We start from the raw sequence: 24,095 nt of genomic DNA on the forward strand, positions 1-24,095 counted from the left end.
ACCTGTGTTGCGTCATATAGCGGATGCTCGCCGAAAGGAAACCTAAGTGCTCATTGCACAGCGCCCCACCCTGTCTGAAGAAGTTGTATCCGAGAACCGCTCCCGTTTCATCATTGAACCGCTGGAGCCGGGCTTCGGCTACACCCTCGGAAACTCCCTCCGCCGTACCCTGCTCTCCTCCATCCCCGGTGCCGCTGTAACCAGCATCCGGATCGATGGCGTGCTGCACGAGTTCACCACGGTTCCGGGTGTCAAGGAAGATGTCACCGAGATCATCCTGAACATCAAGAACCTTTCGGTTTCCTCCGAGCACGATGAGCCGGTTGTTGCTTACCTGCGCAAGCAGGGCCCCGGAGTCGTCACCGCCGCGGACATCGCTCCGCCGGCCGGCGTCGAATTCCACAACCCGGATCTGCACATTGCCACACTGAACTCGAAGGGCAAGTTCGAACTCGAACTGACCATCGAGCGCGGCCGTGGCTACGTTTCGGCAGCTCAGAACAAGTCCGGCGACTCCGAGATCGGCCGTATTCCGGTCGACTCGATCTACTCGCCGGTCATGAAGGTAACTTTCCGCGTGGAAGCTACCCGTGTTGAGCAGCGCACCGACTTCGACAAGCTCATTGTCGACGTCGAGACCAAGCAGGCAATCGCCCCCCGCGATGCTGTTGCTTCCGCAGGCACCACCTTGGTGGAACTGTTCGGTCTGGCTCGTGAGCTGAACACCGCAGCTGAGGGTATCGAGATTGGCCCGTCGCCGACGGACGCTGCCTTGGCAGCGGACATGGCTCTGCCGATCGAGGATCTGGACCTCACCGTCCGTTCCTACAACTGCCTCAAGCGTGAGGGCATCCACACCGTGGGTGAACTCGTTGCCCGCTCCGAGGCTGACCTGATGGACATTCGTAACTTCGGTGCGAAGTCCATTGACGAGGTCAAGGCAAAGCTCGTCGAACTGGGTCTGTCCCTCAAGGACTCCCCTCCCGGTTTCGATCTCGCAGCCCGCGCCGCAGCCATCGAAGAGGACGACGCCGCGTTCAGCGACGACGAGCTCTAAACAGCAGATCTTGGCCGCCGGGTCCAGCAATGGACCTGCCCGGCTTACATAACAGGAGAAATAACTATGCCTACCCCCACTAAGGGTCCGCGCCTCGGAGGCGGCCCGGCTCACGAGCGCCTGATGCTCGCGAACCTGGCAGCTGCTCTTTTTGAGCACAAGCGCATCACCACCACGGTCACCAAGGCCAAGCGCCTCAAGCCGTATGCAGAGCGCCTGGTCACTTTCGCCAAGCGTGGCGACCTCGCATCCCGCCGCCGCGTTCTCGGCCTGATCAGCGACAAGGGCGTTGTCCACGAGCTGTTCACCGACATCGCAGGCGCCGTTGCTAACCGCGATGGCGGCTACACCCGCATCACCAAGATCGGCAACCGCAAGGGCGACAACGCTCCCATGGCTGTCATCGAGCTCGTTCTCGAGCCGGTTTCCCCGAAGCAGGCCGTTGTTGCTGAAGCAACCGCTGCCGCAGCCAAGGCTGCTCCGGCTGCCGAGGAAGAGGTCGTTGAGACCGAAGCTGCAGAGACCGAAGCCGCTGAAACCGAAGAGGCTCCGGCCGCTGAGGCAGAAGCTGCTGAAGCTGAAGCTGCTGAGACCGAAGAGGCCCCGGCCGCTGAGGACAAGAAGTAATTCGCTGAATTCTTCACAGTAGACTTAAGTCTATGAACGAACGAAAACCCGCTGCCCCCGTTATGTGGGGCGGCGGGTTTTTGCGTGTCCGGCTGGATCTTTCCTACGACGGCGGTCCTTTCAACGGGTGGGCCCTGCAGCCCGGGCTGCGGACTGTTCAAGGGTCCCTTGAGGAGGCTTTGGCGCTCCTCCTGCAGCGACCGGTCCGCGTGACGGTTGCCGGCCGGACCGACGCAGGAGTACACGCCCGGGGGCAGGTAGTTCATCTGGACCTCATGGATGCGGAGTGGCTGTCACTGCCGCGCGGGCACGAACTCGATCCCGGCGTCGCGCTTTTACGGCGGCTTCGCGGAGCCTTGAGTCGAATCCTCGGTGACCTGACGGGTGCCATTGAAGTGCACGACGCCGGTCTGGCGCCGGAAGGTTTTGACGCCCGCTTCTCAGCCTTGTGGCGGAGATACAGTTACCGGATTGCCGACGGTCCGGAACGGTGGGATCCCGTTTTGCGGGGCATCACGCTATGGCATAAGGCGACGCTGGATGTTTCCCTCATGAACGAGGGTGCCGTGGCGCTGCTGGGACTCCAGGATTTCCGTTCGTACTGCAAGCCGCGGGAGGGTGCCACCACCATACGTGAGCTGCAGAAGTTCTCGTTTGAGCGTGGCAGCGACGGCGTCATTGTTGCCACCGTTCAGGCTGATGCCTTCTGCCACAACATGGTGCGCTCTTTGGTGGGGTCTGCGCTTCGGGTGGGGGAGGAGTTGGAATCTCCGGCCTGGCTGCACTCGCGCCTCCTGGAACGGAAGCGCGATGCCAAGTCCGTGCTCGCTGCGCCACACCCATTGGTGCTGGAAGAAGTTGCTTATCCGTCGGATGCTGAGTTGCTGGCCCGTGCCGAACTGACGCGGGCGCGGCGGGAGTAGTTCTCTCTGTTCGTGATTGAGGGGGACCCGCCCGGACGTTGGAGGACCCCCTCCCGGCTCTGGGTACCGGAAGGGGGCCGTTGTGGCACTCCGTGGTCTGGGATCCGCGAAGTGCCGGTCTATTTCCCGAGGGCCAAGATCAGCCGAAGGCCTGCATGATCTTGATGACCGCCGGACCCAGAAGGACTATGAACAGCACCGGGAAGATGCAGAACAGCAAGGGGAAGAGCACCTTGACGGGCAACTTCATCGCCCTCTCTTCTGCGTTCTGCCGACGCTTGACGCGTGCTTGCTTGGCTTGAGCCCGAAGCACGTTGGCGATCCCGATGCCATACTTGTCGGCTTGAATGACCGCGAGTACGAAACTGCGAACGTCCGGGACGGCGCACCGTTCGGCCAAGGCCTCGTAGGACTCCTGCCGGGGACGACCCACCTGGATGTCCTGAAGAGTGCGCATCAGTTCTTGGGGAAGCGGGCCTGACCCTTGCAACGCCGCCCGTTCCATGGCCGACTCGAATCCAAGGCCGGCCTCGACTGAGATCAGCATCTGGTCGAGAGTGTTCGGGAGTTCCAGCTTGATGGCTTCCTGTCGCTTGATCCCCGTGTTGTAGACCAAGAGGTCGGGAAGGAAGTACAGGAATATCGCCAGGAAAAGCCCCAGCCCCACCATTCCCGGCCCTGGGCTGAGAAGAAACAGGAGCACTCCGCCGAGTGCACCGGCCAGCGCAAGGGCGGGTTTCAGGGCTATGAGCTTAGGCAATGGCATCGAGATCGGGCGACCGGCGAGGGCGAGCCAGTGATCCATTTTGGCTTCGTAGCTGCCGGGGGTTAACTTTCGGGCAGCGCCCAACAGGAGCGGTAGGCGTTTTATGTTCACGCCAGTACCTTGGGCAAAGCCTGAACCGAGGTTGGTCTGGATGGCAACGATGCCTTTCCGGTCGATGCTGAGTAAGGACCAAGCGAAGTACGCGAGGGGCAGCACGATGAGGGCGATGATGAGCCACACCATGGGAGTCATTTCGGTCCTCCTAGAACTTGATCTTTACTGTGCGGCTCATCCAGAAACCGCCGACGACGAACAGGAGCGCGCTTATCACTACCAGGGCAATCCCTACTGGGTGTTCGGCAAAGAGTTTCATGTAGCCGGGGTTCAGCGCTGACATGAAGATTCCGACCGCCACAGGAAGAATCATCAGGACCACGGCTGACATCTTGCCTTCAGCGCTAAGGGCGCGCACATGCCCTTTGATTTCGCTGCGCTCCCGGATGGTCCCTGAAACCTGCTCCAAGACCTCGGCCAGGTCTCCGCCCACTTCCCGGTTGATCTGGATGGCTTGGCCAATCCAACGGAAGTCTTCGCTGTCCATGCGAATTGCGCAGTCTTCGATGGCTTGCCGTGCGTCCTTGCCGATCCTTACTTCATTAACGATGCGGCTCAGCTCTTCCGATGTCGGGGCTTGGGCCTCCTGGGCTGCCGCTTCCAGTGACCTCATGATGCTGTGCCCAACACGTAGCCCACCTATCAACATCTGGATGGTGTCCGTGAGCTGTAGCTCGAATTTGGCGCGTCGTTTCTGAGTCCTTATGACCAACACCAATTTCGCTAGGAACGGCGCCGCGAGCGCCAACAGTATCCCAATGAAGAGGCTGAAGAGGAGTGTACCGACGACCGCCACGACTATAGCGCCGGCGATGACCATGACTGTGAAGTCTGCGGGCGCCTGTTTGACTCCGGCTTGGTAAAGGACCTCCCGGTTGAAGGGACCTCCCGAGCGACCGAGCGCGGTATCCATGAAGTGCACAGCTGTTCCGGACACCCGGCCCACAGCTGAATTGTCGTGTGACGCTTCCAACCGGCGACGCTCGATGGGGATGTTGCCGTTTCGAGGTTTCAGGACAACGGCAAACAATATGATGATGGCCGCCACGCAGAAACCGATGGCAGTGACGAAGGGGGCAGGAGAGTCCATTGCTACCGCCTCCCGACCTGTTGTGGAACCACGCCAAAGGTCGCAGGCGATACCTGGATGCCAAGCTCTGCAAACCGGTCGAGGAAGCGAGGTCGGATCCCCGTCGGAACCGCCTTGCCCAGGAATCGACCTTGAGCGTCCAAGCCCGCGGAGTAATCGAAGAGGAAGGCATCCTGCAATGTCACGACATCGCCCTCCATGCCTTGCACTTCCGTCACATGCGTGACACGCCTGCTGCCGTCGCGCAAGCGGGTTACTTGGACGATGAGATCAACAGCCGACGAAACCTGCTCCCGGATTGCGCGAAGCGGGAGATCCATTCCGGCCATCAATACCAGCGTTTCCAATCTGGCAATCGCGTCCCTGGGTGAGTTGGCGTGAACCGTAGACAGGGAGCCATCGTGACCGGTGTTCATAGCCTGCAGCATGTCCAAGGATTCACCACCGCGGACCTCGCCTACGATGATCCGATCCGGCCGCATCCGGAGCGAGTTTCGCACCAGGTCGCGGATAGTGATAGCACCCCTTCCCTCAATATTGGGTGGGCGGCTTTCCAGCCGGACGACGTGGCGCTGTTGGAGTTGTAGCTCTACTGCGTCTTCAATCGTGACGATTCGGTCAGACTCCGGGATGAAGGAAGACAAAACGTTCAGCATAGTCGTCTTTCCTGTGCCCGTACCGCCTGAGATGATCACATTCAGCCGTGCCCGGACGCACGCGCTCAACAATTCAGCCATCTCTTGGCTCATGGAGCCCCACTCAATGAGGTTCTTGACCGTTAGGGGAACGTGGCTGAATTTCCTGATGGTGAGTGAAGGGCCGTTCACCGCCAGTGGAGGGATGATTGCGTTAACGCGGGATCCGTCTTCCAGACGGGCGTCAACAAGTGGCGAAGATTCGTCAATGCGGCGTCCGACCTTTGAGACGATCCGTTCGATGACCTTTCTCAAGTGACCGTCAGAGCTGAATGTCAGCTCGGTCAAAGCCAAGTGTCCGTGACGCTCCACGTAGATCTGGTCATATCGGTTGACCATCACTTCGGTGATCGATGGGTCTTCCAGCAAACGCTGCAGCGGTCCGAAGCCCATGACTTCATCCGCAATCTCCCGGATGAGCCGTCGGCGTTCCTCGGGGGTCAGCGGAACCTGCTCGTCGTCAATAACGGCCGATAGTTCATCGACAGCAAAAGACCGCAGGTCCTCCTCAGATGAAGACGGGTCGCCTATGCGGTTTCCGATGCGCTCAAACAGGGCTGAAGCAGCACGTTGTTTTAGGCCGGCCAGTGCGTCCACAGAGGGAGTGACGGGCACTCCGCCAAAAAGCGGAGCTGCACTTGAAGGCGCGGTATTCCAGTCGGGGTCGATCGCCGCATTCTCCGGGTGTGAATCCGAAGAACCGGCAACAGCCAGAGGGTTGTTCTTCGAGAGCCTCTCTGACAGTTTCATGACACCACCACCCTCCGGTGCAGCTTGTTCTGCGGATTTGATTCCAACCGTGGATCGAAACGCTGAACCAGCTTCCGAAGGCCTTTGATGGCTGAATCCCGGGCGGTACCTTGCAAGACCGGAATCCCCCGATTAGTTGAGTAGGGGAGTGTTCGTGACCGAGGAATTACCGTGTCAATTGGCACCCCGATGGTGGCCTCCACGTCTTGGACAGAAAGTCCGCTCTTCCTGTCCGCGAAGTTCAAGACGGTATGCCTGCCTTGTGGCAAAAGCTGAAGTTCCTTCAGCACACTGAAACACTTCCGAAGTCCCCTGATGCTGGGCACATCCATCCCGCAGACCCAGACACCGTCGGTGGCCAACTCCAAAGTCGCCAGGCAGTGTTCGCCAAGTCCCGGTGCAGTGTCCACGACTACGTACTTGAACTCAGTCGCCAACTGGTTAAGGAGCCGCGTTACGTGGTCGGCGGTGATGTAGTCCGAGTCGGAGGGCTTTTGTGGCGCGCAGAGGGCGTAGATGCCGGCCGGGTGGACCGTGAGGAACGCTTTAAGAACCATTGAATCCTGGGCTGCTGATCCGTGAACCGCCTCCGTGATGGAGTGTTCCGGTTCAAGCATCAGGCCAGAAGCGACATCCCCGAATTGCAGATCGAGGTCGACAATGACCACGCTCATGGGTGCAAGTGTTGCCAGCCCGATAGCAAGGTTGGTAGCTACGGTTGTCTTGCCGACACCCCCTTTGGGAGACATGACGGCAATGACCCGCCCCCGCTCCTGGCCGGACTCGGCGGCCTGCATTCCGCGCCGCCTGCTAGCGGCAGCCAAGCATGCACGCTCGAGGAGTACACGGAGTTCGTTGACATCGGCCTCGGGAGCCACCACGTCCCTGACTCCTGCGTGCATGGCTTTCAAGACGATGTCAGTGCTGGGCTCCGCCACCATCAGCAGGCTAATTTCCGGGTATTGAAGATCAATGACTGTGGCCAACTTGAAGGCATCGTCAGGATGAACGCCCGGGCCGAGGATCATGACCTCGGGTGGAGCTCCGGTCAATTGCTTGAATATTTCGTCTGTGCCCGCTTGCAGCACAGTCGGTGGCAGTGTTTGAAGGTCGCCGTGCAAGGCCCCCGTGATGGCTTGGCGTACGCGGCCTTCAAAATCACGAACTGCGGTGATGGCTAAAAAGCGGCTCATTGGACCAGCCCTCCGAAAGTAGTTGTTGGAGGATCGCTCTTGACGGTCTTATCGGTCTGCTTTGACAGCCACAGCGTGCCGAACTCGGCGCCGAAAACCATCTCGGCCGTGTTCGCGTCGCTCAGGGCTACCGTGACGTAGGCTGATCCATTGGGGAGAGCCACCCCCTTCTCAGTTCCCGCAGACTTCTCTGCGTCTGGGGCAGCCTGCTGGACAGCAGTCACCAGGACGTCGTGATACAGGAGATCTGTGAAATCTTTCCAGCCGGTCAACGCGGCCGGCAGGTTGGCTCCCGCCGGTACGGCCTCGTCCAGTTTGAAGGAGGCAAAGACCGTCACGGTGTCTCCAGCCTCGATCCGGCCACCCAGCATGCGCTCAGGGGCAAGAACAAACGTTGCTTCTTGCAGGCCGTCCGGAACAGGAACAGTACCTGAGGCCAGCTCCTTGGGACTGACCAGCTTAACTCCCAGCAACTGTTCGCCAGGCTGGAGGTCCGCAGAGGTGACTTTGCCCTTTTGGTCAGTCAGCGCGTTGATGGTGCCTGGCGCGACTGCAGACTGCGGCAGGGTCTCGACTTTGAGCTTCGACTGAATTTCTTCAGCCTTGGAGCCGGCGGGAATGCGTTCCTTGACCACAAGGACGTTTACGGGATCAAGCCCTTGCTGCGCCCGCTTGTCAGCTCCCTGTACATAGGTAACCAGCAAAACGGTGCCGATGACTGCTAAAAGCAGTGCTGCAATGCCTCCCAGTAGGCGTGTTTTCACTTTCTACTCCTTTGAGTTTCGTGAGTTCGAGAGCAGACACTCTTTGAGTGACTACTCGGTGAGCAAGACCACCGAAGCCCCATAATTGGGAATACCTCCGGTAACTTGCATGCCCTCTTCGAGGGACACAAAGCGTGAGAAAAACCCTTGGATTCCACGGCAATTTCCCGTGCAGCTTGGTGCCAAGGGGTCCAGCGAGGCCCCAGAGCCGCTGAACTTGTATCCAGTGACCTGGAATGCTGCGAAACCGACCAGGGTGTATTTGGCATTGCTGCCATTTCCCGTAGCCGTCTTGAAGAGTGGGATAAGGGCCGGTTCGTCCATGATGGTGGCCAATGCGGCATCGCAAGCGGCTGCGTTAGGGAAGTGATTACCGGTTTGTCCATTGACAGTCGCGTCCAGATCGATATCGGTGGAGCAACCGGAATCGGTGACGAGCCAACCAAAGCCACCAGGTTGATAGCCGTTTTGTGCGGCGCACCCTGGGACTGTCGGCGCATTCTCGTCGTAGCGAAGAAGAATATGAGTTGGGATGGGATCACCTGTGAAGTTCCCTGTGGAATTAAGGGACGCGAGCTGGGCTGGTGAAAGATACTTCTTGAAAACGCACTCGCTTACCGTCCATGGCAACGTTGTGGCAGAAGAAGGAGCTCCCCACGACGCTTCAGCTGACGCGTCGATGTTGGCCGTGTCGAAGCCCATGGCCTGCGCAAAGAACAATGAGAAGCTGTTTTGCCCTGCGGTGTCCCTGGCATTGGTCACCACTCGGACGGTGGTGGCGGCCGGAAACGTCACTGCAGCGCCGCTCGTGTTGTCGTTTGCGTTGTTGTTGGCGAACTGATTTCCAGTAGAGGTGCTGTTTCCACAGCTACCGCCAGCACAGTCCGTGGCGATCGCCAAGGCTGCAGCATCAGCGCCGTTCTGCAATTGAGCCTTCTCTGCGTAGATAGCCCCCACATCCACCGCCAAAGCGGCAAATCCTAGGAGGACCACCATGAGGCCGGCAACGATGACCGTCGTTGAGCCGCGTTCGTCCTTTGAACGCGCATCAGCGACGAGGGCACGCTTCCGGATTTTCGTTAGCCGCCGCATCTCATCACCCCCACTCCTGACATGTTGATGGGGAAGATTCCGGATCCACCGAAAAAGCCGGCATCCAGAAAACCCGTCAACGACTGCAAGGAAACGCTGGTGGTGACTTCCACGTTGGATCCGGGTGCACAGCTCGAAGCATTGTCCGAGACTGTGACCCCCAGGCCGTCCAGTGCCGGCGCGGCGGCCAACGCTGCGCCCGAGACGTCCAAAGTGCCGTCCTGGTAGTGCACCGCCGCATGGCGGGCTCCTTCACGAGCCGCTTGCGTCAGGGAAACCTGGACATTGTATGCCCGCCCAAACTCCATGATTCCGAACAGGATTAGCAGCAAAAGTGGCAGTATTATGGCCATTTCCACGGCCGCAGCGCCACGCTCATTCGTTTTGGATTTCACATCCGTCTCCCGGTCCCAGATCCCAACAGAACGTGCCTTTAAAGCAACGGGTTGGTCGTGGTTGCCAAGCGGCAGCCGCGACCAACCTCGTCACTGGCCAGAGCCTAGAAGACGATGCCGTCGAAGAGGAGATCGACTCGGACGCCAAGTGCGAAGGCTGCAACACCCACGACGACTGCAATAGCGGCGACCATGATGCCGTATTCAACCATCGTCGCGCCCTTCTCCTCCTTGAAGCGGTCCTTGACGCCGGCGATGTACGAGGTGACGGTGAACATGAAAGCAGACATTGGAAAATCCTTCCCAGAAAAATATTTACGAATTGGGTTATAGGTCCAGCAAATTATCGGAATTTGCTTCGACTCCCGAACTACCCCCATGTAGCTTTTAGCGGTTCGGAATTCGATGAGATAAGAATTCACCCTGGGAAGCAGCTGCGACAATGCGTAGTCGTACTCGACTTGCGGGTATGAGCTCTACTTGCCGGCGTGCGGCAAGGAAGGTAAGTACTCAGTTTTCGACGAAGAAGGGGGCGAAATTACTTGGTTTCAACAGCTGCCTTATTAATCCCGAGACCTGTAGGGCTGCATGCAAGGGCGTACTAGGACGGGTCAGTTCACGACCAAGGCAACGCCCAGGGCGGCGATGATCATCGCTGGGCCGTGTGCCGTTTCCCTTGGCTTTTCCGCGCGTTTCAGGCCCAACATCAGCACCGTGAGCATCCCGCCCACCACGAATCCCAGTAGTCCGCCGAAGAGTACTTGCTGCCAACCCAAGTACCCCAAGTACAGCCCCAGGGGTGCGGCGAGCTTCACATCGCCCATTCCGATGCTTCCCGGCGAAAAAAGTCCCAGAATTAAGTAGCCGGCGAACAGGATGGCCCCTCCGGCGAGTGCCCGGAGGAGCTCGGGCCACCCCGGGGCAAGAGCTGCGGAGGTCGCCAGGAGCAGTAAACCGCCCCCAAATAGAAGCAAAACCAGTGCGTTGGGCAACAGGTGGAGGGTGAAATCAATCCTTGAAAGCTGCACGCCCAACAGCGCCAGTAAAAGAAATGCCGGCAACTCCGGAGAAAAGCCAAAGCGCCATGCGAGCAGGCCAAACAGCAGCGCGGTGACGGCCGCCGTCGTAATCCGGACCCTATGAAGAGGGAGTCCACCGAGACGCGGAAGCGTTCGGGCGATCATCCATTCCGCCGCCGGGCTCAGCAGCAGGCCAGCAAGGGCAAAGATGAGTGGGAAGATGGGAGTCTCGGTCATCAGTTGTCCTCACTGCGGTGCGCGACCCCGAGGGGCGATTACCCCATTTTGACCCGGACACCCAAGTGAAGGTATTGTTTAGAGTCGTTGTGCGTGTCCTATCTCGATGACACATGCCTTCCGGGGGATCCAGTTGCAGGATCGCTAACTCCTGAGGCATTTCGAGATCATGGGATGACTGGTACATAGAGCCCTCACCTCTGCTCCGGTAGCGCATACATAGTAGGTACACGCCTTATTGCGTGCCGCCTAAAACATGAACGCCAGAACAAGAACGAGGCAAAACCGTGCGTACGTACACCCCGAAGCCCGGCGATATCAACCGCCAGTGGCACGTCATTGACGCCACCGACGTTGTCCTTGGTCGTCTTGCCAGCCAGACCGCAACACTGCTGCGCGGAAAGCACAAGCCGACCTTTGCGTCCCACATGGACATGGGCGACTTCGTCATCATCATCAACGCTGAAAAGGTTGCCCTCACCGGCGCCAAGCTGGAGCAGAAGCGCGCATACCGCCACTCCGGTTACCCGGGCGGCCTGACCTCCGTCAACTACGCAGAGCTGTTGGAATCCAACCCGGTTCGCGCTGTTGAGAAGGCCATCAAGGGCATGCTCCCCAAGAACTCCCTCGCCGCTCAGCAGCTGGGCAAGCTCAAGGTCTACGCAGGCCCGGAGCACCCCCACGCTGCACAGCAGCCGAAGACTTTCGAAATCACCCAGGTCGCCCAGTAGTCCTGGCCACCAACCAACTTTTCATTACAAGGAGAACCGTGGCTCAGAACGAAGAACTGACCGCCGAAGCCGTCGAGGCTGAGGAAACCCTCACCAGCTACACCTCTGAAAGCACATCTGCTGAAGATGCGCCCAAGAAGGAGCGCCCGGCACTTACCGTTGCCGGTGCAGCTGTTGGCCGCCGCAAGGAAGCCGTTGCACGCGTTCGCGTTGTGCCGGGCTCCGGCAAGTGGACCATCAACGGCCGCACGCTGGACAACTACTTCCCGAACAAGCTGCACCAGCAGGACGTCAACGAGCCCTTCAAGATCCTTGATCTTGAAGGCGCGTACGACGTCATCGCCCGTATCCACGGCGGTGGCATCTCCGGCCAGGCCGGTGCACTGCGCCTCGGTGTTGCTCGCTCGTTGAACGAGATCGACATCGACAACAACCGCGCCACCCTCAAGAAGGCCGGTTACTTGAGCCGTGACGCCCGCGTCATCGAGCGCAAGAAGGCCGGTCTCAAGAAGGCACGTAAGGCTCAGCAGTACTCCAAGCGTTAATTCGCTTCGCCCCTGCTTTGGGGCATCGAAAGCCCGTTCCGCCACTTCGGCGGGGCGGGCTTTCGCCGTTTAACACGGGCGTTGCACGGCCCGCATGTGACGCTCCGACGCCCGCCTGAACTGATGGTGTCCAGTCGTCGTCTAAACTTGAGCCGATGTCTAGATTATTTGGAACAGATGGCGTGCGCGGTCTCGCGAACGGATTGCTCACAGCAGAGCTGGCTATGCAGCTCGCCCAGGCCGCCGCCGTCGTACTCGGCCATGACCGTACAACCAACGGCAAGCGGCCACGCGCCGTTGTCGCCAGGGACCCCAGAGCGAGTGGCGAGTTCCTTGCCGCCGCCGTGGAAGCAGGGCTATCCAGCTCCGGCATCGACGTCTATGACGCCGGTGTTCTTCCCACCCCCGCGGCCGCCTACCTGGTGGCAGACCTCGACGCCGACTTCGGCGTCATGCTGTCGGCCTCGCACAACCCGGCGCCGGACAACGGCATCAAGTTCTTCGCTCGGGGCGGCCAGAAGCTCCCCGACCACGTCGAAGACGCCATCGAGGCACAGCTCGGCAAGGAGCCGCAGCGCCCGGTTGGAGCCGACGTCGGACGCATCCAGCGGTTCTCGGACGCCGAGGACAGGTACATCGTTCACCTGCTCGGGACCCTTCCCAAGCGCTTGGACGGCCTGAAGGTGGTCCTTGACTGCGCCCACGGTGCAGCGAGCGGCTGTTCGCCCCAGGTGTTCAAGGATGCCGGCGCCGACGTCGTGGTTATCGGAGCAGAGCCGGACGGCCTGAACATCAACGACGGCGTGGGCTCCACACACTTGGGCCCGCTGAAGGAAGCGGTGGTAAAGCACGGCGCGGACCTTGGCGTAGCGCACGACGGCGACGCCGACCGCTGCCTGGCAGTTGACCACGAAGGCAACGAAGTGGACGGCGACCAGATCATGGCGATCCTGGCGCTGGCACTCAAGGACGCCGGAAAGCTCAAGGACAACATCCTCGTGGCCACGGTTATGAGCAACCTTGGCCTGAAGATTGCCCTCCGCGATGCCGGAATCACCATCCGCGAGACCGGTGTTGGTGACCGTTACGTCTTGGAGGAAATGCGCGACGGCGGGTACAACCTTGGTGGCGAACAGTCCGGCCATGTGATCTTCTCGGACTTCGCTACCACCGGCGATGGTGTCTTGACCGGTCTTCAGCTTGCCGCCCAGGTTGCCCTGACAGGCCGCAGCCTCAAGGACCTTTCCAGTGCCATGACCAAGCTTCCTCAGCTCATGATCAACGTCAAGGACGTTGACAAGGCCCGGGCCGCCACCGATGAGGGCGTGGCCGAAGCGGTTGCCGCAGCGGAGCTCGAACTCGGCGAGACCGGCCGTGTGCTGCTCCGCCCATCAGGTACCGAGGCGCTGGTGCGTGTCATGGTGGAAGCCGCTGACATGGAAACGGCCGAGCGTATCTGCAAGAGTCTTGCTGCTGTGGTCAAAGAGCGTTTGGGCGCCCCCAGCGAAATGGCAGTTTAGGAAAGCACACTTTTTGGCCCGCACTCTTGCTTGAGTAGAAGCAGGGGAGCGGGCCTCAGAGTTTAAGGCTCTAGACGTAGTCCGGCGCTGCTTCGAGCCCGAAATACTCCTCCAGGGTAGCGATGCCGCGAGTGGCCATGTCGGTGGCTGCCTCCGCGCCGATGTAGCGCAGGTGCCAGGACTCGTAGAAGTATCCGGTGGTGTCGTGGAACATCCACGGATAGCGGACCACGAACCCGAACTTATGCGCATTGGCTTTGGCCCACACGGCGGCGGGTTGTTCGGCGAAGCACGGTTGGAAGCTGCAGACTCCTCCACCGTCGCCTATGTCGAAGGACCAACCCGTTTGATGTTCGGAGTGCCCTGGGCGGGCGGAAGCCCTGTCTGCCGCCGCCTGACCGGTACTCGCCACGTATCCGTTATACGTAGCCACCTGGGTGGAATAAGAACGGTAGCCGGAGGCCAACGTCATGATGACGCCCTCGGAGGCTGCGGCCCCGAACATTTTTTCTGCGGAGGCCGCCGTCGTGCTGTTGAGCAAAGCCGCTTCGCCGCTGACGGCGAGCCGTACGCTCGGCTGAACCAAATCTGCCGGAACGAAGTTCCGGGGAGTCAAAGGCCGGTGCTTGTTGACCACAACCCAGGGGCTGGCGGGATCCGTCAGCGAGTGCTGCGGAGCAACGGAATGCGAGGGGGCAGTACTGGAGGGTATGCCGCTGGAGGGCGTCGCGCTGGCCGCAGGTTCAACAGTTGCAGGCTCGGTGGTCGCGGCGCTGGGCGTGGCAACTGAGGGTGTCGCGGAAGCCGAGGGGACGTCGCTGGCGGCGTTGGCGGCAACAGGGGAGGGGACGGCGTTCTCCGGTGTGCAAGCGGCCAGGGCGGCCATTCCCGCACCAGCGGTCAGCAGGCTTGCGAAGGCCCGCCGGCTGGGCATGGGCAGAGGATTGTTGGACACGCTAGACCTTCCTCAGCAGCATGCGGCGGATGGAGTGGTCTGCGTCCTTGGTAAGTACCAACTGCGCACGTCCGCGGGTTGGCAGCACGTTCTCTTCAAGGTTTGGCTCGTTGATGCGTTTCCAGATGCCGCGTGCAGTGGACTCAGCATCGTCGTCGGAGAGGGTGGCGTAGCGGTGGAAGTAGGACTCGGGCTGGGCAAAGGCCGTGGTTCGCAGCTTCCGGAAACGGTCCACATACCATTCCTCGATGTAGGACGTTTTGGCATCCACGTAGATGGAGAAGTCGAAGAAGTCGCTGACGGCTAAGCCTTGCTTGCCGTCCATGCGGGGCCTGGCGGGGGCCAGGACGTTGAGGCCCTCGACGATCAGGACGTCCGGACGCCGGACGACGACTTCCTTGCCCGGCACGATGTCGTACGTGACGTGGGAGTACCACGGCGCCCGCACTTCCTCGGCGCCGCCTTTGACTTCCGACACAAAACGCAACAGGGCACGGCGATCGTAGGACTCCGGAAAACCCTTCCGTTCGAGCAAGTGCCGGCGCTTCAATTCGGCCAGCGGGTAGAGAAAGCCGTCTGTGGTGATGAGCTCCACATTGGGCGTCCCGGGCCAGCGCCTGAGCATTTCCCGGAGCACACGGGCGATGGTGGACTTACCAACAGCAACTGAACCGGCCACGCCGATCACGAACGGGGTGCGTTGGGTCTGCTCGCCTAAGAAGGTGGTTGTGGCTGCATGGAGCTGATGGGACGCCTCGACGTAAAGGTGCAGGAGGCGTGAAAGCGGGAGGTAAACCTCCCTGACTTCCTTCATGTCGAGGGGGTCGCCGAGGCCGCGGAGACGGAAGATGTCCTCTTCGTTGAGGGGCTGCTCCATCTGCGCTGCAAGCCTGGACCACGTTTGCCGGTCCAGCTCTACAAACGGGGAAGCGCCGTCGCCATTAGCTTCGGTGCGTTGCAAAGTCACGCTCATGATTCTGCCCTCCGCGGGGCGGATCAGGAAATGCACGACGACGGGCAGGTGAATTATGAGAGGCGGATCTCACGCTGGAGGGCGCATGAGAGGGGATGTCCCACATCAGTTGTTTGCTCTAGCCGTTAGGCTTGTACCCATGTGTGGAATCGTAGGCTATGTTGGCAATTCGTCTCGCAAGGCAGCTGGTCACAGCGCCCTTGACGTCGTCGTGGAAGGGCTGCGTCGTCTTGAGTACCGCGGCTATGACTCCGCAGGCGTCGCAGTGGTGGCTGACGGGACAATCTCGTCCCGTAAAAAGTCCGGCAAACTGAGCAACCTGATCAGCGAACTGGAAGCAAATCCAGTACCTGAATCCCTGACCGGCATCGGCCATACCCGTTGGGCCACGCACGGTGGCCCCACCGACCGCAACGCGCACCCGCACCTCTCTGATGGCGGGCGCCTGGCGCTTATTCACAACGGCATCATCGAGAACTTCGCAGAGCTGAAGCAGGAACTGCTGGCCAAGGGCGTCACCTTCGAGTCGGAGACCGACACCGAAGTGGCAGCCGCCCTGGTTGGTGACATCTTCCGCACCGAGCTTAATGGCGACGGCGGCAACCTCACCGAGGCGATGCGCCTGGCATGCCAGCGACTCGAGGGTGCTTTCACGCTCCTCGCAGTGCACGCCGACCAGCCGGACGTCGTAGTGGCAGCCCGCCGCAACTCGCCGCTGGTTGTAGGCCTGGGCGACGGCGAGAACTTCCTCGGCTCTGACGTTTCCGGCTTCATCGACTACACGCGCCGTGCTGTTGAACTGGGCCAGGACCAGATCGTCACCATCACCGCCGACTCCGTGGAGATCACCGACTTCTTCGGCGCTCCCGCCGAAGGCAAGGAATACCACGTCGACTGGGACCCGGCTTCCGCTGAAAAGGGCGGCTTCAACTCCTTCATGGAGAAGGAAATCCACGACCAGCCGGACGCCGTGGCGCAGACCCTCTTGGGCCGCTCCGACCTCAACGGCAAGCTCACCCTTGACGAAGTCCGCATCGATCCCGAGCTCCTCAAGCAGGTGGACAAGATCATCGTGCTGGCTTGCGGTACCGCAGCCTACGCCGGCTTGGTGGCCAAGTACGCGATCGAAAACTGGTGCCGTATTCCCACCGAGGTGGAGCTCGCGCACGAGTTCCGTTACCGCGACCCCATCGTCGACTCCAACACGCTGGTGGTTTCCATCAGCCAGTCGGGCGAAACCATGGACACGCTGATGGCCGTCCGCTACGCCCGTGAGCAGGGCGCCAAGACGATCTCCATCTGCAACACCAACGGTTCAACCATCCCGCGTGAATCCGACGCCGTGCTCTACACGCACGCAGGCCCGGAAATCGCCGTTGCATCCACCAAGGCATTCCTGGCGCAGATCACCGCTGCCTACCTGCTCGGCCTCTACTTGGCCCAGCTGCGGGGCAACATCTTCTCCGGCCAGATCAAGGACGTCCTCGCGGACCTCAACAAGATCCCGGCCAAGATCCAGAAAATCCTGGACAACGCAGGGCCCCTGCGCGAGCTCGCCCGCAGCATGAAGGATGAGAAGTCCGTCCTGTTCCTGGGCCGCCACGTCGGCTACCCGGTTGCCCTCGAAGGTGCCTTGAAGCTTAAGGAAATCGCCTACATCCATGCTGAAGGCTTCGCCGCCGGCGAGCTCAAGCACGGTCCGATTGCCCTGATCGACGACGGCCAGCCGGTCTTCGTTGTGGTGCCGTCCCCGCGTGGTCGCGATTCCCTGCACTCCAAGGTGGTCAGCAACATCCAGGAAGTGCGCGCACGTGGTGCCCGTACCTTGGTCATCGCTGAAGAGGGCGACGAATCCGTCAAGGATTACGCAGAACACGTCTTCTACGTACCGGAGACTCCCACCCTGCTGATGCCGCTGCTCACCACCGTTCCGTTGCAGATCTTTGCTGCTGAATTGGCTGGTGCCAAGGGTTACGACGTTGATCAGCCTCGTAACCTCGCCAAGAGCGTGACCGTAGAATAACGCCATGATTGTTGGCATTGGCGTAGACGTCGTAGACATCGAGCGGTTTGGCCGGCAGTTGGAACGGACACCCGGACTCCGGGACCGTCTGTTTGTTCCTGCCGAGCGGGAACTCAACACCCGGTCCCTGGCCGCACGCTTTGCTGCCAAGGAAGCTGTGGCCAAGGTGCTGGGCGCTCCGGCAGGCATGAACTGGCAGGATTGCTGGATCGGCCTCGACGAGAACGGCCCCACCGTCCAGGTCAAGGGAACGGTGCTTGCCGTGGCCGAGGCCAAGGGCGTCAAGCGGTGGCACTTGTCCATGAGCCACGACGGCGGCATCGCGACGGCGACTGTCCTCGCCGAGGGCTAAACGGACCATATAAACAATGATCAGCGCCTTCACCGGACAACAGATCAGGGATGCGGAACAGCCGCTCCTGGACTCCGGTGAGGGCGCTGTTCTTATGCAACGGGCAGCTTACGGGTTGGCCCAAGCTGTGGCTCGCGAGGTCAAAAACAGGCGAAAGCTTGCGGGTGCCAGCGTCACGGTGCTGGCCGGCAAGGGCAACAACGGTGGTGATGGCCTCTTCGCTGCAGCATTGCTGGCCCGCCGCGGAATGCGCACGACGGCGGTACTCGCCGCTGCTGAAGTGCATCCGGAGGCGCTGGCTGCTTTTGTCGCGGCCGGAGGGCGTGTTCCTCGGCTGGAGGCAGGTAACGCGGAAGAGCTTGCAGTCCTCTGTGCGGGCGATGACGTCATTATTGATGCACTGCTCGGGACCGGCGCCCGTGGGGGGCTCCGTGATGCCTCTGCGGAATTGGTGGCGTCCCTTCAAGAGCTGCGACCCCGCCTGGTGGTGGCCTGCGACCTCCCCAGCGGACTGGACGCCAATAGCGGAGAAGTGCATTGGCCGGTGCTGGATGCTGATGTCACCGTGACGTTTGGCGGCATCAAAGCCGGACTCATGACGGATCCGGGCGAAGGCTGTGCCGGACGCGTGGAACTAGTGCCGATCGGCCTTGAGAATTTCTTGGACAAGAAAAACCCTGAGCTTCGCCGGCTCACTGCCCCGGACCTGGGCGCTTTGCTGCCCCAACCCGGCCGGCGGGCCCACAAATATTCCCGCGGCGTCTTGGGAGTAGTGGCGGGTTCGGCCCGTTTTGCCGGAGCCGCTGTTCTGAGCGTTCACGCGGCTGCCCTTGCCGGAGTGGGTATGGTGCGGTACCTCGGGCCGCAGGCTGCGGCGCAACTGGTTCTCGCCCGAACGCCGGAGGCACTGTGGGAGTCCTCTGATCCCGGCCGCGTCCAAGCGTGGTTGTTGGGATCCGGGGTTGACGGTGAGGAGCAACTGACCCGCGCCCGGGAGGCTGCTACGTCGGCCCGCGACGCTGGCCTTCCTGTCGTCGTCGACGCCGGAGCCCTGAGCCTTTTGCCGGAACGCTGCCCGCCACACTGGATACTGACGCCCCATGCCGGAGAACTGGCAACGTTGCTGGGTTCGCTTCCTTCCACGGGTGAAGTGAAGGTAACCCGCGACGACGTCGAGTCCCGGCCCCTTCACTTCGTACGGCAGGCCGCAGAACAAACCGGAGCCACAGTGCTCCTGAAGGGTGCCACCACACTGGTGGCCTCGCCGTCGGGGGTGGTTCTCAGTCAATCCGAAGGCACGCCATGGATGGCAACAGCGGGCAGCGGCGATGTCCTGGCCGGTGTTCTGGGGGCTTTGCTGGCGCAGTCGGCCGAGTCGATCAAGGACGACGACGGCGCGTATGCCGGCTTGGGCCTGGACCCGGCCGACCGCTGGGCTGCCTTGGCCGCGGTTGCTGCGAGCGTCCACAGCCGGGCTGGAGCCCTGGCGTCCGCAGATTTCGGCAATGGACCCCTTACCGCGTCAGCGATCATGACGGCAGTACCGCGCGTCATTGGTTCGCTCAACGCGGAATACGACCGAACAAGACCGTAAGGTTGCTGTCGGTGTCTGGGCTCATGAGTAGGCTTGCAACAGTTGTTCGCATCATCAAGAGGAGAACGCATGGAAGTCTGGCCTGGATCGGCTTATCCGCTGGGTGCCACTTTTGACGGCACCGGCACCAACTTCGCGCTGTTTAGCGAGAAGGCCGAGAAAGTGGAATTGTGCCTCTTTGACGACGACGGCGGCGAAGTCCGCGTAGACGTTACCGAGGTGGATGGTTACGTATGGCACTGTTACCTGCCGCAGGTCCAACCGGGACAGAAGTACGGCTACAGGGTTCACGGACCCTACGACCCCGATGCCGGCCAACGTTTCAACCCCAACAAACTGCTGCTGGATCCTTACGCGAAGGCCATCCACCGGCAAATCGACTGGGACCCGTCCTTGTTCTCGTACAACCTGGGGGATCCGGATTCGCGCAATGACGAAGACTCAGCTCCCCACATGATGTTGGGCGTCGTCATCAATCCATTCTTCGACTGGGACGGCGACAAGCTGCTGCGGATTCCGTACCACAAGTCAGTCATCTACGAGGCCCACGTCAAGGGCCTCACCCAGATGCACCCCGAGGTGCCCGACGAGCAGCGCGGCACCTATGCCGGCGTCGCGCACCCCGCTGTTATCTCCCACCTGCAGAAGCTGGGCATCACAGCCATTGAACTCATGCCGGTACACCAGTTCGTCAACGACGGCATCCTTCAAGACAAGGGCCTGAACAACTACTGGGGCTACAACACCATTGGGTTCTTCGCACCCCACAACAGCTACAGCTCAAAAGGCGATACCGGCCAGCAGGTCCAGGATTTCAAGGCCATGGTGCGCTCGCTGCACACCGCGGGAATCGAAGTCATTCTTGACGTCGTGTACAACCACACGGCCGAGGGCAATCATTTGGGACCCACCCTCTCTTTCAAGGGCATCGACAACTCCGCTTACTACCGGCTGGTGGAAGACGACCAGAAGTACTACATGGACTACACCGGCACCGGCAACTCGCTGAATGTCCGTAGTCCGCACTCGCTCCAGCTGCTTATGGACTCCCTGCGCTACTGGGTCACCGAGATGCACGTTGACGGATTCCGCTTTGACCTGGCCTCCACGCTTGCCCGTGAGTTCTACGACGTCGACAAACTGTCCACCTTCTTCGAACTCATCCAGCAGGACCCGGTGGTTTCCCAAGTGAAGCTCATTGCCGAGCCTTGGGACGTCGGTCCCGGCGGTTATCAGGTTGGTAATTTCCCTCCCCAGTGGACGGAATGGAACGGGCAATACCGCGATACCGTCCGCGACTTCTGGCGTGGCGAACCGTCCACCTTGGGCGAATTCGCTTCCCGGCTGACCGGTTCGGCGGATCTCTATGAACACTCAGGTCGTCGCCCTGTGGCTTCGATCAACTTCGTCACCGCCCACGATGGCTTCACGCTGGCGGATCTTGTGTCTTACAACGAAAAACACAATGAGGCCAACGGTGAAGGCAACAACGACGGGGAGTCCCACAACCGATCGTGGAACTGCGGCGCCGAAGGGCCCACGGACGATCCCACCGTTCTTGGACTGAGGGCGCGCCAACAGCGCAACTTCATTGCGTCCTTGTTCCTGTCCCAGGGCGTTCCCATGCTCCTTCATGGTGACGAGCTTGGAAGAACGCAAAACGGCAACAACAACGGTTATTGCCAGGACTCAGAGCTGACGTGGATCAACTGGGACAACGTGGACCAGCCTCTGATCGAATTCACGGCAGCAGTCAGTGCCCTCAGGGCCAAGCACCCCAGCCTGCGGCGCAGCCGGTTCTTCGACGGACGCCCGGTCCTGCGTGGCGAAGGTGAACGCCTGCCGGACATCGTATGGCTGGATGCGGACGCGAGCACCATGAGCCCCTCGGATTGGGACGAGGCTTTGGGCCGCTCAGTAGGTGTGTTCCTGAACGGCGACGGCATTCATGGCCGGGACAACCAAGGACGACGCATCACCGACGTCAACTTCCTGCTGTACTTCAACGCTGACTCGGACGAGGTAGGCTTCCGGATTCCCTCCGACGAGTACGCGCCCGCATGGGATGTCATGATCGATACCGCGGGCGAGGGCGCTGAGGCGGGTGTGATCAAGCCGGACCAGATCCTGATGGTAGGTGGCAAGTCACTGGTGGTACTCCGCGCCCACAGCACTCCCGAGATAGAACCGGATCACTCTGTTGCTGCTTCCCTTGCCGCGTTGACCCATGCAAGCACTCCTGAGACGGCATCCATCACAGCCCCGGCGGTGACCTCTTTGCCCTTTGACTACAAGGCGGACGCCCCGGCTGATGACGATAAGGGTGCCGGCGTCCCGAAGAAGGCGGATTCGTGAAAACCCCCATTTCGACGTACCGGCTACAAATCCGCCCGAGCTTCACACTGCAGGATGCAGCGGAGCTGACCGGCTATCTGCACTCACTTGGGGTCGACTGGGTCTACGTCTCACCGATCCTGACTGCAGAAAAGGGCTCGGATCACGGCTATGACGTGACCGATCCCTCCACTGTGGATCCCTCCAGGGGAGGCCCGGAAGGGCTCTCCGCACTGTCCAAGGCAGCGAAGGACAAGGGCCTCGGCATCCTGGCCGACATAGTGCCCAACCATATGGGCGTTGCAACACCGAAGCAGAACGCATGGTGGTGGCAGCTGCTGAAGGAAGGCCGCGGTTCAAAGTATGCCGAGGCGTTCGACGTCGACTGGGATTTTGGCGGGGGGAAGATTCGCATCCCTGTCTTGGGAAGCGACGACGAACTTGACGAGCTGAAGGTCGTGGACGACGAGCTGCGCTACTACGATCACAGTTTCCCCCTGGCCGAGGGTACGTACACGTCCGGGGACAGCCCGCGCGAGGTCCATGCACGGCAGCACTATGAGCTGGTTGGCTGGCGCCGGGCCGACGCCGACCTGAACTACCGCCGGTTCTTCGCAGTGAACACCTTGGCCGGGGTACGCGTCGAAATACCCTGGGTCTTTGACGAGTCCCATGAAGAAATCGTTCGCTGGTTCCGTGAAGGACTGGTGGACGGCCTGAGGATCGACCACCCGGACGGGCTCGCGGACCCCGAAGGCTACCTCTCCAGTCTGCGCGAGGCGACGGGGGGCGCGTACCTTCTGGTGGAGAAGATCCTGGAGCCTGGGGAGCAGTTGCCGGACACCTTCGACTGCGAAGGGACCACAGGCTACGACGCACTGGCTGACGTTGACAGACTCTTCGTTGACCCCACTGCGGAGGAGTACCTGAACTCGCTCGATGCCCGTCTTCGGAATGCGGACGCTCCAGCGGATTATCACGCCATGATTCACGCGACCAAGCGCCGTATCGCCGATGGCATTTTGCGCTCGGAGATCCTGCGGCTTGCCCGTCTCGTGCCTGAATCGTTGGAGATGCCGTTCGCCAAGGTTGCCGACGCCCTGGCCGAAGTCATTTGCTGCTTCCCGATCTACAGGACATATCTGCCCTATGGCGGGAAAACGCTCATCGAGTCCGTGGAAAACGCGGCCAGGCAGCGCCCTGACCTGGCAACCGTCCTCAGCCGGCTTCAGCCGCTCTTGCTGGATGAGTCCAGTCTGCTCGCCCGGCGTTTCCAGCAGACGTCCGGCATGGTGATGGCGAAGGGTGTGGAAGACACCGCCTTTTTCCGCTACACACGGCTGGGGTCGCTAACGGAAGTGGGCGCAGATCCCACGGAGTTCTCGATCCCCAGCGGAGTCTTCCACGAGCGCATGGCCCGCAGGCAGCAGCTCTTGCAGCTCTCCATGACAACGCTGAGTACCCATGACACCAAGCGGAGCGAGGACGCACGGGCCAGGATCTCGGTCATCTCCGAGGCAGTACCGGAATGGGAACTTTTCCTTGGCACCGTCCAGGAACTCGCACCCATCCCCGATGGTCCGCTCGCCGCATTGGTGTGGCAATCGATCGTCGGCGCGTGGCCTGCAGATCGCCAACGGTTGCAGTCCTATGCCTTGAAAGCGGCCCGCGAAGCTGGGAATTCCACCAACTGGACCGACCCCAACCAGGACTTCGAGCGCCGGTTGGCTGCCGCCGTCGACGCTGTTTTTGACGTCCCGGAGGTTGCAGCCGCCCTGACGAACTTCGTGGACGAACTTGAACCCTATGGAACGTCCAACTCGCTGTCCGCCAAGCTGATCCAGCTGACCATGCCCGGCGTCCCCGATGTCTACCAAGGTACGGAATTCAGGGACGGGTCGCTGACCGACCCCGACAATCGGCGGCCAGTGGACTTCCAAGCGCGCACCGCCGCTTTGGCAGCGTTGGATGACGGCGCCAAGCCGGAGTTCACGGAGGAATCGGCCAAACTGCTGGTGGTTTCCCGTGCACTGAGGCTTCGCCGTGACAGGCCTGAACTGTTCGCCGGTTACCTTCCGGTCGCGGCTCAAGGCGCTGCAGCGGCACACGTGGTGGCTTTCGATCGCGGAGCAGACCGTCGGGGAGCTCTGACCATTGCCACACGCCTGCCCAAGCGCCTCGCGAGGGAAGGCGGCTGGCGGGACACTGCTATCGAATTGACGGTGGCCTGCCGGGACGAACTCACCGGGACCACTTTTGAAGCCGGCTCTGTCCTGGTGGACACCTTGCTGGAGCACTATCCGGTGGCCCTGCTGGTTCCAATCGACTGATTCCTGAACCGCCGAC

22 protein-coding genes are annotated in these 24,095 nt (G+C 61.0%); 11 read left to right on the plus strand and 11 right to left on the minus strand.

Annotated features, from left to right (window positions below; translation table 11 throughout):
• The first annotated feature begins 46 nt into the window (after positions 1 to 46).
• From AC0J5Z_RS08980 to AC0J5Z_RS08990, 3 genes are all read left to right on the plus strand, one after another.
• Positions 47 to 1,057: a DNA-directed RNA polymerase subunit alpha gene (locus tag AC0J5Z_RS08980; RefSeq protein ID WP_011775567.1), complete on the plus strand. Its 1,011-nt coding sequence runs from the start codon at positions 47 to 49 to the stop codon at positions 1,055 to 1,057.
• Positions 1,058 to 1,123: 66 nt separating this feature from the next.
• Positions 1,124 to 1,684 (plus strand): 50S ribosomal protein L17, encoded by a 561-nt coding sequence (gene rplQ / locus AC0J5Z_RS08985; RefSeq protein WP_017200279.1) that lies wholly within the window; start codon positions 1,124 to 1,126, stop codon positions 1,682 to 1,684.
• 32 nt (positions 1,685 to 1,716) lie between these two features.
• A complete protein-coding gene (locus AC0J5Z_RS08990; protein WP_475038748.1) occupies positions 1,717 to 2,607 on the plus strand; it encodes a tRNA pseudouridine synthase A in 891 nt (296 codons plus the stop codon).
• 139 nt (positions 2,608 to 2,746) lie between these two features.
• Here AC0J5Z_RS08990 and AC0J5Z_RS08995 read toward each other — a convergent pair whose 3' ends face one another.
• The 9 genes from AC0J5Z_RS08995 to AC0J5Z_RS09035 form a co-directional block, all read right to left on the minus strand.
• The gene (locus AC0J5Z_RS08995) at positions 2,747 to 3,625 is read right to left on the minus strand and encodes a type II secretion system F family protein (RefSeq protein WP_475038749.1); all 879 of its coding nucleotides are present in this window, start codon (positions 3,623 to 3,625) and stop codon (positions 2,747 to 2,749) included.
• Positions 3,626 to 3,635: 10 nt separating this feature from the next.
• Positions 3,636 to 4,577 (minus strand): type II secretion system F family protein, encoded by a 942-nt coding sequence (locus AC0J5Z_RS09000; RefSeq protein ID WP_475038750.1) that lies wholly within the window; start codon positions 4,575 to 4,577, stop codon positions 3,636 to 3,638.
• Positions 4,578 to 4,579: 2 nt separating this feature from the next.
• Positions 4,580 to 6,022: a CpaF family protein gene (locus AC0J5Z_RS09005; protein ID WP_475038751.1), complete on the minus strand. Its 1,443-nt coding sequence runs from the start codon at positions 6,020 to 6,022 to the stop codon at positions 4,580 to 4,582.
• The gene (locus AC0J5Z_RS09010) at positions 6,019 to 7,215 is read right to left on the minus strand and encodes a CpaE/TadZ family protein (protein WP_475038752.1); all 1,197 of its coding nucleotides are present in this window, start codon (positions 7,213 to 7,215) and stop codon (positions 6,019 to 6,021) included. The genes AC0J5Z_RS09005 and AC0J5Z_RS09010 overlap by 4 nt, the downstream gene beginning before the upstream one ends.
• Positions 7,212 to 7,979: a Flp pilus assembly protein CpaB gene (gene cpaB, locus AC0J5Z_RS09015; RefSeq protein WP_475038753.1), complete on the minus strand. Its 768-nt coding sequence runs from the start codon at positions 7,977 to 7,979 to the stop codon at positions 7,212 to 7,214. The genes AC0J5Z_RS09010 and cpaB overlap by 4 nt, the downstream gene beginning before the upstream one ends.
• 51 nt (positions 7,980 to 8,030) lie before the next feature.
• A complete protein-coding gene (locus AC0J5Z_RS09020) occupies positions 8,031 to 9,071 on the minus strand; it encodes a pilus assembly protein TadG-related protein (protein ID WP_475038754.1) in 1,041 nt (346 codons plus the stop codon).
• Positions 9,059 to 9,466, minus strand: coding sequence for a TadE/TadG family type IV pilus assembly protein (locus AC0J5Z_RS09025; protein WP_475038755.1), 408 nt, complete (start codon positions 9,464 to 9,466; stop codon positions 9,059 to 9,061). The genes AC0J5Z_RS09020 and AC0J5Z_RS09025 overlap by 13 nt, the downstream gene beginning before the upstream one ends.
• 104 nt (positions 9,467 to 9,570) lie before the next feature.
• Positions 9,571 to 9,756 (minus strand): Flp family type IVb pilin, encoded by a 186-nt coding sequence (locus AC0J5Z_RS09030; RefSeq protein ID WP_475038756.1) that lies wholly within the window; start codon positions 9,754 to 9,756, stop codon positions 9,571 to 9,573.
• Between the two features lie 321 nt (positions 9,757 to 10,077).
• A complete protein-coding gene (locus AC0J5Z_RS09035) occupies positions 10,078 to 10,722 on the minus strand; it encodes a prepilin peptidase (RefSeq protein WP_475038757.1) in 645 nt (214 codons plus the stop codon).
• A 287-nt stretch (positions 10,723 to 11,009) separates the two neighbouring features.
• Between AC0J5Z_RS09035 and rplM the strand changes: the two genes are divergently transcribed.
• From rplM to glmM, 3 genes are all read left to right on the plus strand, one after another.
• A complete protein-coding gene (rplM, locus tag AC0J5Z_RS09040) occupies positions 11,010 to 11,453 on the plus strand; it encodes a 50S ribosomal protein L13 (protein WP_011775554.1) in 444 nt (147 codons plus the stop codon).
• A gap of 38 nt (positions 11,454 to 11,491) precedes the next feature.
• Positions 11,492 to 11,998: a 30S ribosomal protein S9 gene (gene rpsI / locus AC0J5Z_RS09045; RefSeq protein WP_475038758.1), complete on the plus strand. Its 507-nt coding sequence runs from the start codon at positions 11,492 to 11,494 to the stop codon at positions 11,996 to 11,998.
• A 155-nt stretch (positions 11,999 to 12,153) separates the two neighbouring features.
• Complete coding sequence (gene glmM, locus AC0J5Z_RS09050; protein ID WP_475038759.1) at positions 12,154 to 13,518, plus strand: phosphoglucosamine mutase; 1,365 nt, start codon at positions 12,154 to 12,156, stop codon at positions 13,516 to 13,518.
• Between the two features lie 70 nt (positions 13,519 to 13,588).
• Here glmM and AC0J5Z_RS09055 read toward each other — a convergent pair whose 3' ends face one another.
• On the minus strand, positions 13,589 to 14,473 hold the full coding sequence (locus AC0J5Z_RS09055) for a M15 family metallopeptidase (RefSeq protein WP_475038760.1): 885 nt from the start codon (positions 14,471 to 14,473) through the stop codon (positions 13,589 to 13,591).
• A 1-nt stretch (position 14,474) separates the two neighbouring features.
• Entirely contained in the window at positions 14,475 to 15,446 is a 972-nt protein-coding gene (gene coaA, locus AC0J5Z_RS09060) for a type I pantothenate kinase (protein WP_402934245.1), read from the minus strand.
• A gap of 139 nt (positions 15,447 to 15,585) precedes the next feature.
• Here coaA and glmS point away from each other — a divergent pair, with 139 nt between their 5' ends.
• The 5 genes from glmS (at position 15,586) to treY (ending at position 24,079) form a co-directional block, all read left to right on the plus strand.
• Positions 15,586 to 17,469, plus strand: a complete 1,884-nt coding sequence (gene glmS / locus AC0J5Z_RS09065; RefSeq protein WP_475038761.1) for a glutamine--fructose-6-phosphate transaminase (isomerizing) — start codon at positions 15,586 to 15,588, stop codon at positions 17,467 to 17,469.
• A 4-nt stretch (positions 17,470 to 17,473) separates the two neighbouring features.
• Positions 17,474 to 17,821, plus strand: coding sequence for a holo-ACP synthase (locus AC0J5Z_RS09070; protein ID WP_011775548.1), 348 nt, complete (start codon positions 17,474 to 17,476; stop codon positions 17,819 to 17,821).
• A gap of 16 nt (positions 17,822 to 17,837) precedes the next feature.
• The gene (locus tag AC0J5Z_RS09075; RefSeq protein WP_475038762.1) at positions 17,838 to 19,415 is read left to right on the plus strand and encodes an NAD(P)H-hydrate dehydratase; all 1,578 of its coding nucleotides are present in this window, start codon (positions 17,838 to 17,840) and stop codon (positions 19,413 to 19,415) included.
• Between the two features lie 69 nt (positions 19,416 to 19,484).
• Positions 19,485 to 21,770 carry a glycogen debranching protein GlgX gene (gene glgX / locus AC0J5Z_RS09080; protein ID WP_475038763.1) on the plus strand — a complete coding sequence of 762 codons (2,286 nt, stop codon included), beginning with the start codon at positions 19,485 to 19,487 and terminating at the stop codon, positions 21,768 to 21,770.
• Positions 21,767 to 24,079, plus strand: a complete 2,313-nt coding sequence (treY, locus tag AC0J5Z_RS09085) for a malto-oligosyltrehalose synthase (RefSeq protein WP_475038764.1) — start codon at positions 21,767 to 21,769, stop codon at positions 24,077 to 24,079. Before glgX ends, treY begins: the two co-directional genes overlap by 4 nt.
• The last annotated feature ends 16 nt before the right edge of the window (positions 24,080 to 24,095 follow it).

The organism is Paenarthrobacter sp. TRD_SC_7, assembly GCF_056156245.1.

Coding starts and splice junctions, on each gene's coding strand:
- AC0J5Z_RS09005 (WP_475038751.1), bottom strand. CDS start 6,022: ATGAAACTGTCAGAGAGGCTCTCGAAGAACAACCCTCTGGCTGTTGCC.
- AC0J5Z_RS09075 (WP_475038762.1), top strand. CDS start 17,838: ATGATCAGCGCCTTCACCGGACAACAGATCAGGGATGCGGAACAGCCG.
- AC0J5Z_RS09035 (WP_475038757.1), bottom strand. CDS start 10,722: ATGACCGAGACTCCCATCTTCCCACTCATCTTTGCCCTTGCTGGCCTG.
- AC0J5Z_RS08995 (WP_475038749.1), bottom strand. CDS start 3,625: ATGACTCCCATGGTGTGGCTCATCATCGCCCTCATCGTGCTGCCCCTC.
- glgX (WP_475038763.1), top strand. CDS start 19,485: ATGGAAGTCTGGCCTGGATCGGCTTATCCGCTGGGTGCCACTTTTGAC.
- coaA (WP_402934245.1), bottom strand. CDS start 15,446: ATGAGCGTGACTTTGCAACGCACCGAAGCTAATGGCGACGGCGCTTCC.
- AC0J5Z_RS09020 (WP_475038754.1), bottom strand. CDS start 9,071: ATGCGGCGGCTAACGAAAATCCGGAAGCGTGCCCTCGTCGCTGATGCG.
- glmM (WP_475038759.1), top strand. CDS start 12,154: ATGTCTAGATTATTTGGAACAGATGGCGTGCGCGGTCTCGCGAACGGA.
- AC0J5Z_RS09000 (WP_475038750.1), bottom strand. CDS start 4,577: ATGGACTCTCCTGCCCCCTTCGTCACTGCCATCGGTTTCTGCGTGGCG.
- AC0J5Z_RS08990 (WP_475038748.1), top strand. CDS start 1,717: ATGAACGAACGAAAACCCGCTGCCCCCGTTATGTGGGGCGGCGGGTTT.
- AC0J5Z_RS09030 (WP_475038756.1), bottom strand. CDS start 9,756: ATGTCTGCTTTCATGTTCACCGTCACCTCGTACATCGCCGGCGTCAAG.
- glmS (WP_475038761.1), top strand. CDS start 15,586: ATGTGTGGAATCGTAGGCTATGTTGGCAATTCGTCTCGCAAGGCAGCT.
- rplQ (WP_017200279.1), top strand. CDS start 1,124: ATGCCTACCCCCACTAAGGGTCCGCGCCTCGGAGGCGGCCCGGCTCAC.
- AC0J5Z_RS09070 (WP_011775548.1), top strand. CDS start 17,474: ATGATTGTTGGCATTGGCGTAGACGTCGTAGACATCGAGCGGTTTGGC.
- AC0J5Z_RS09010 (WP_475038752.1), bottom strand. CDS start 7,215: ATGAGCCGCTTTTTAGCCATCACCGCAGTTCGTGATTTTGAAGGCCGC.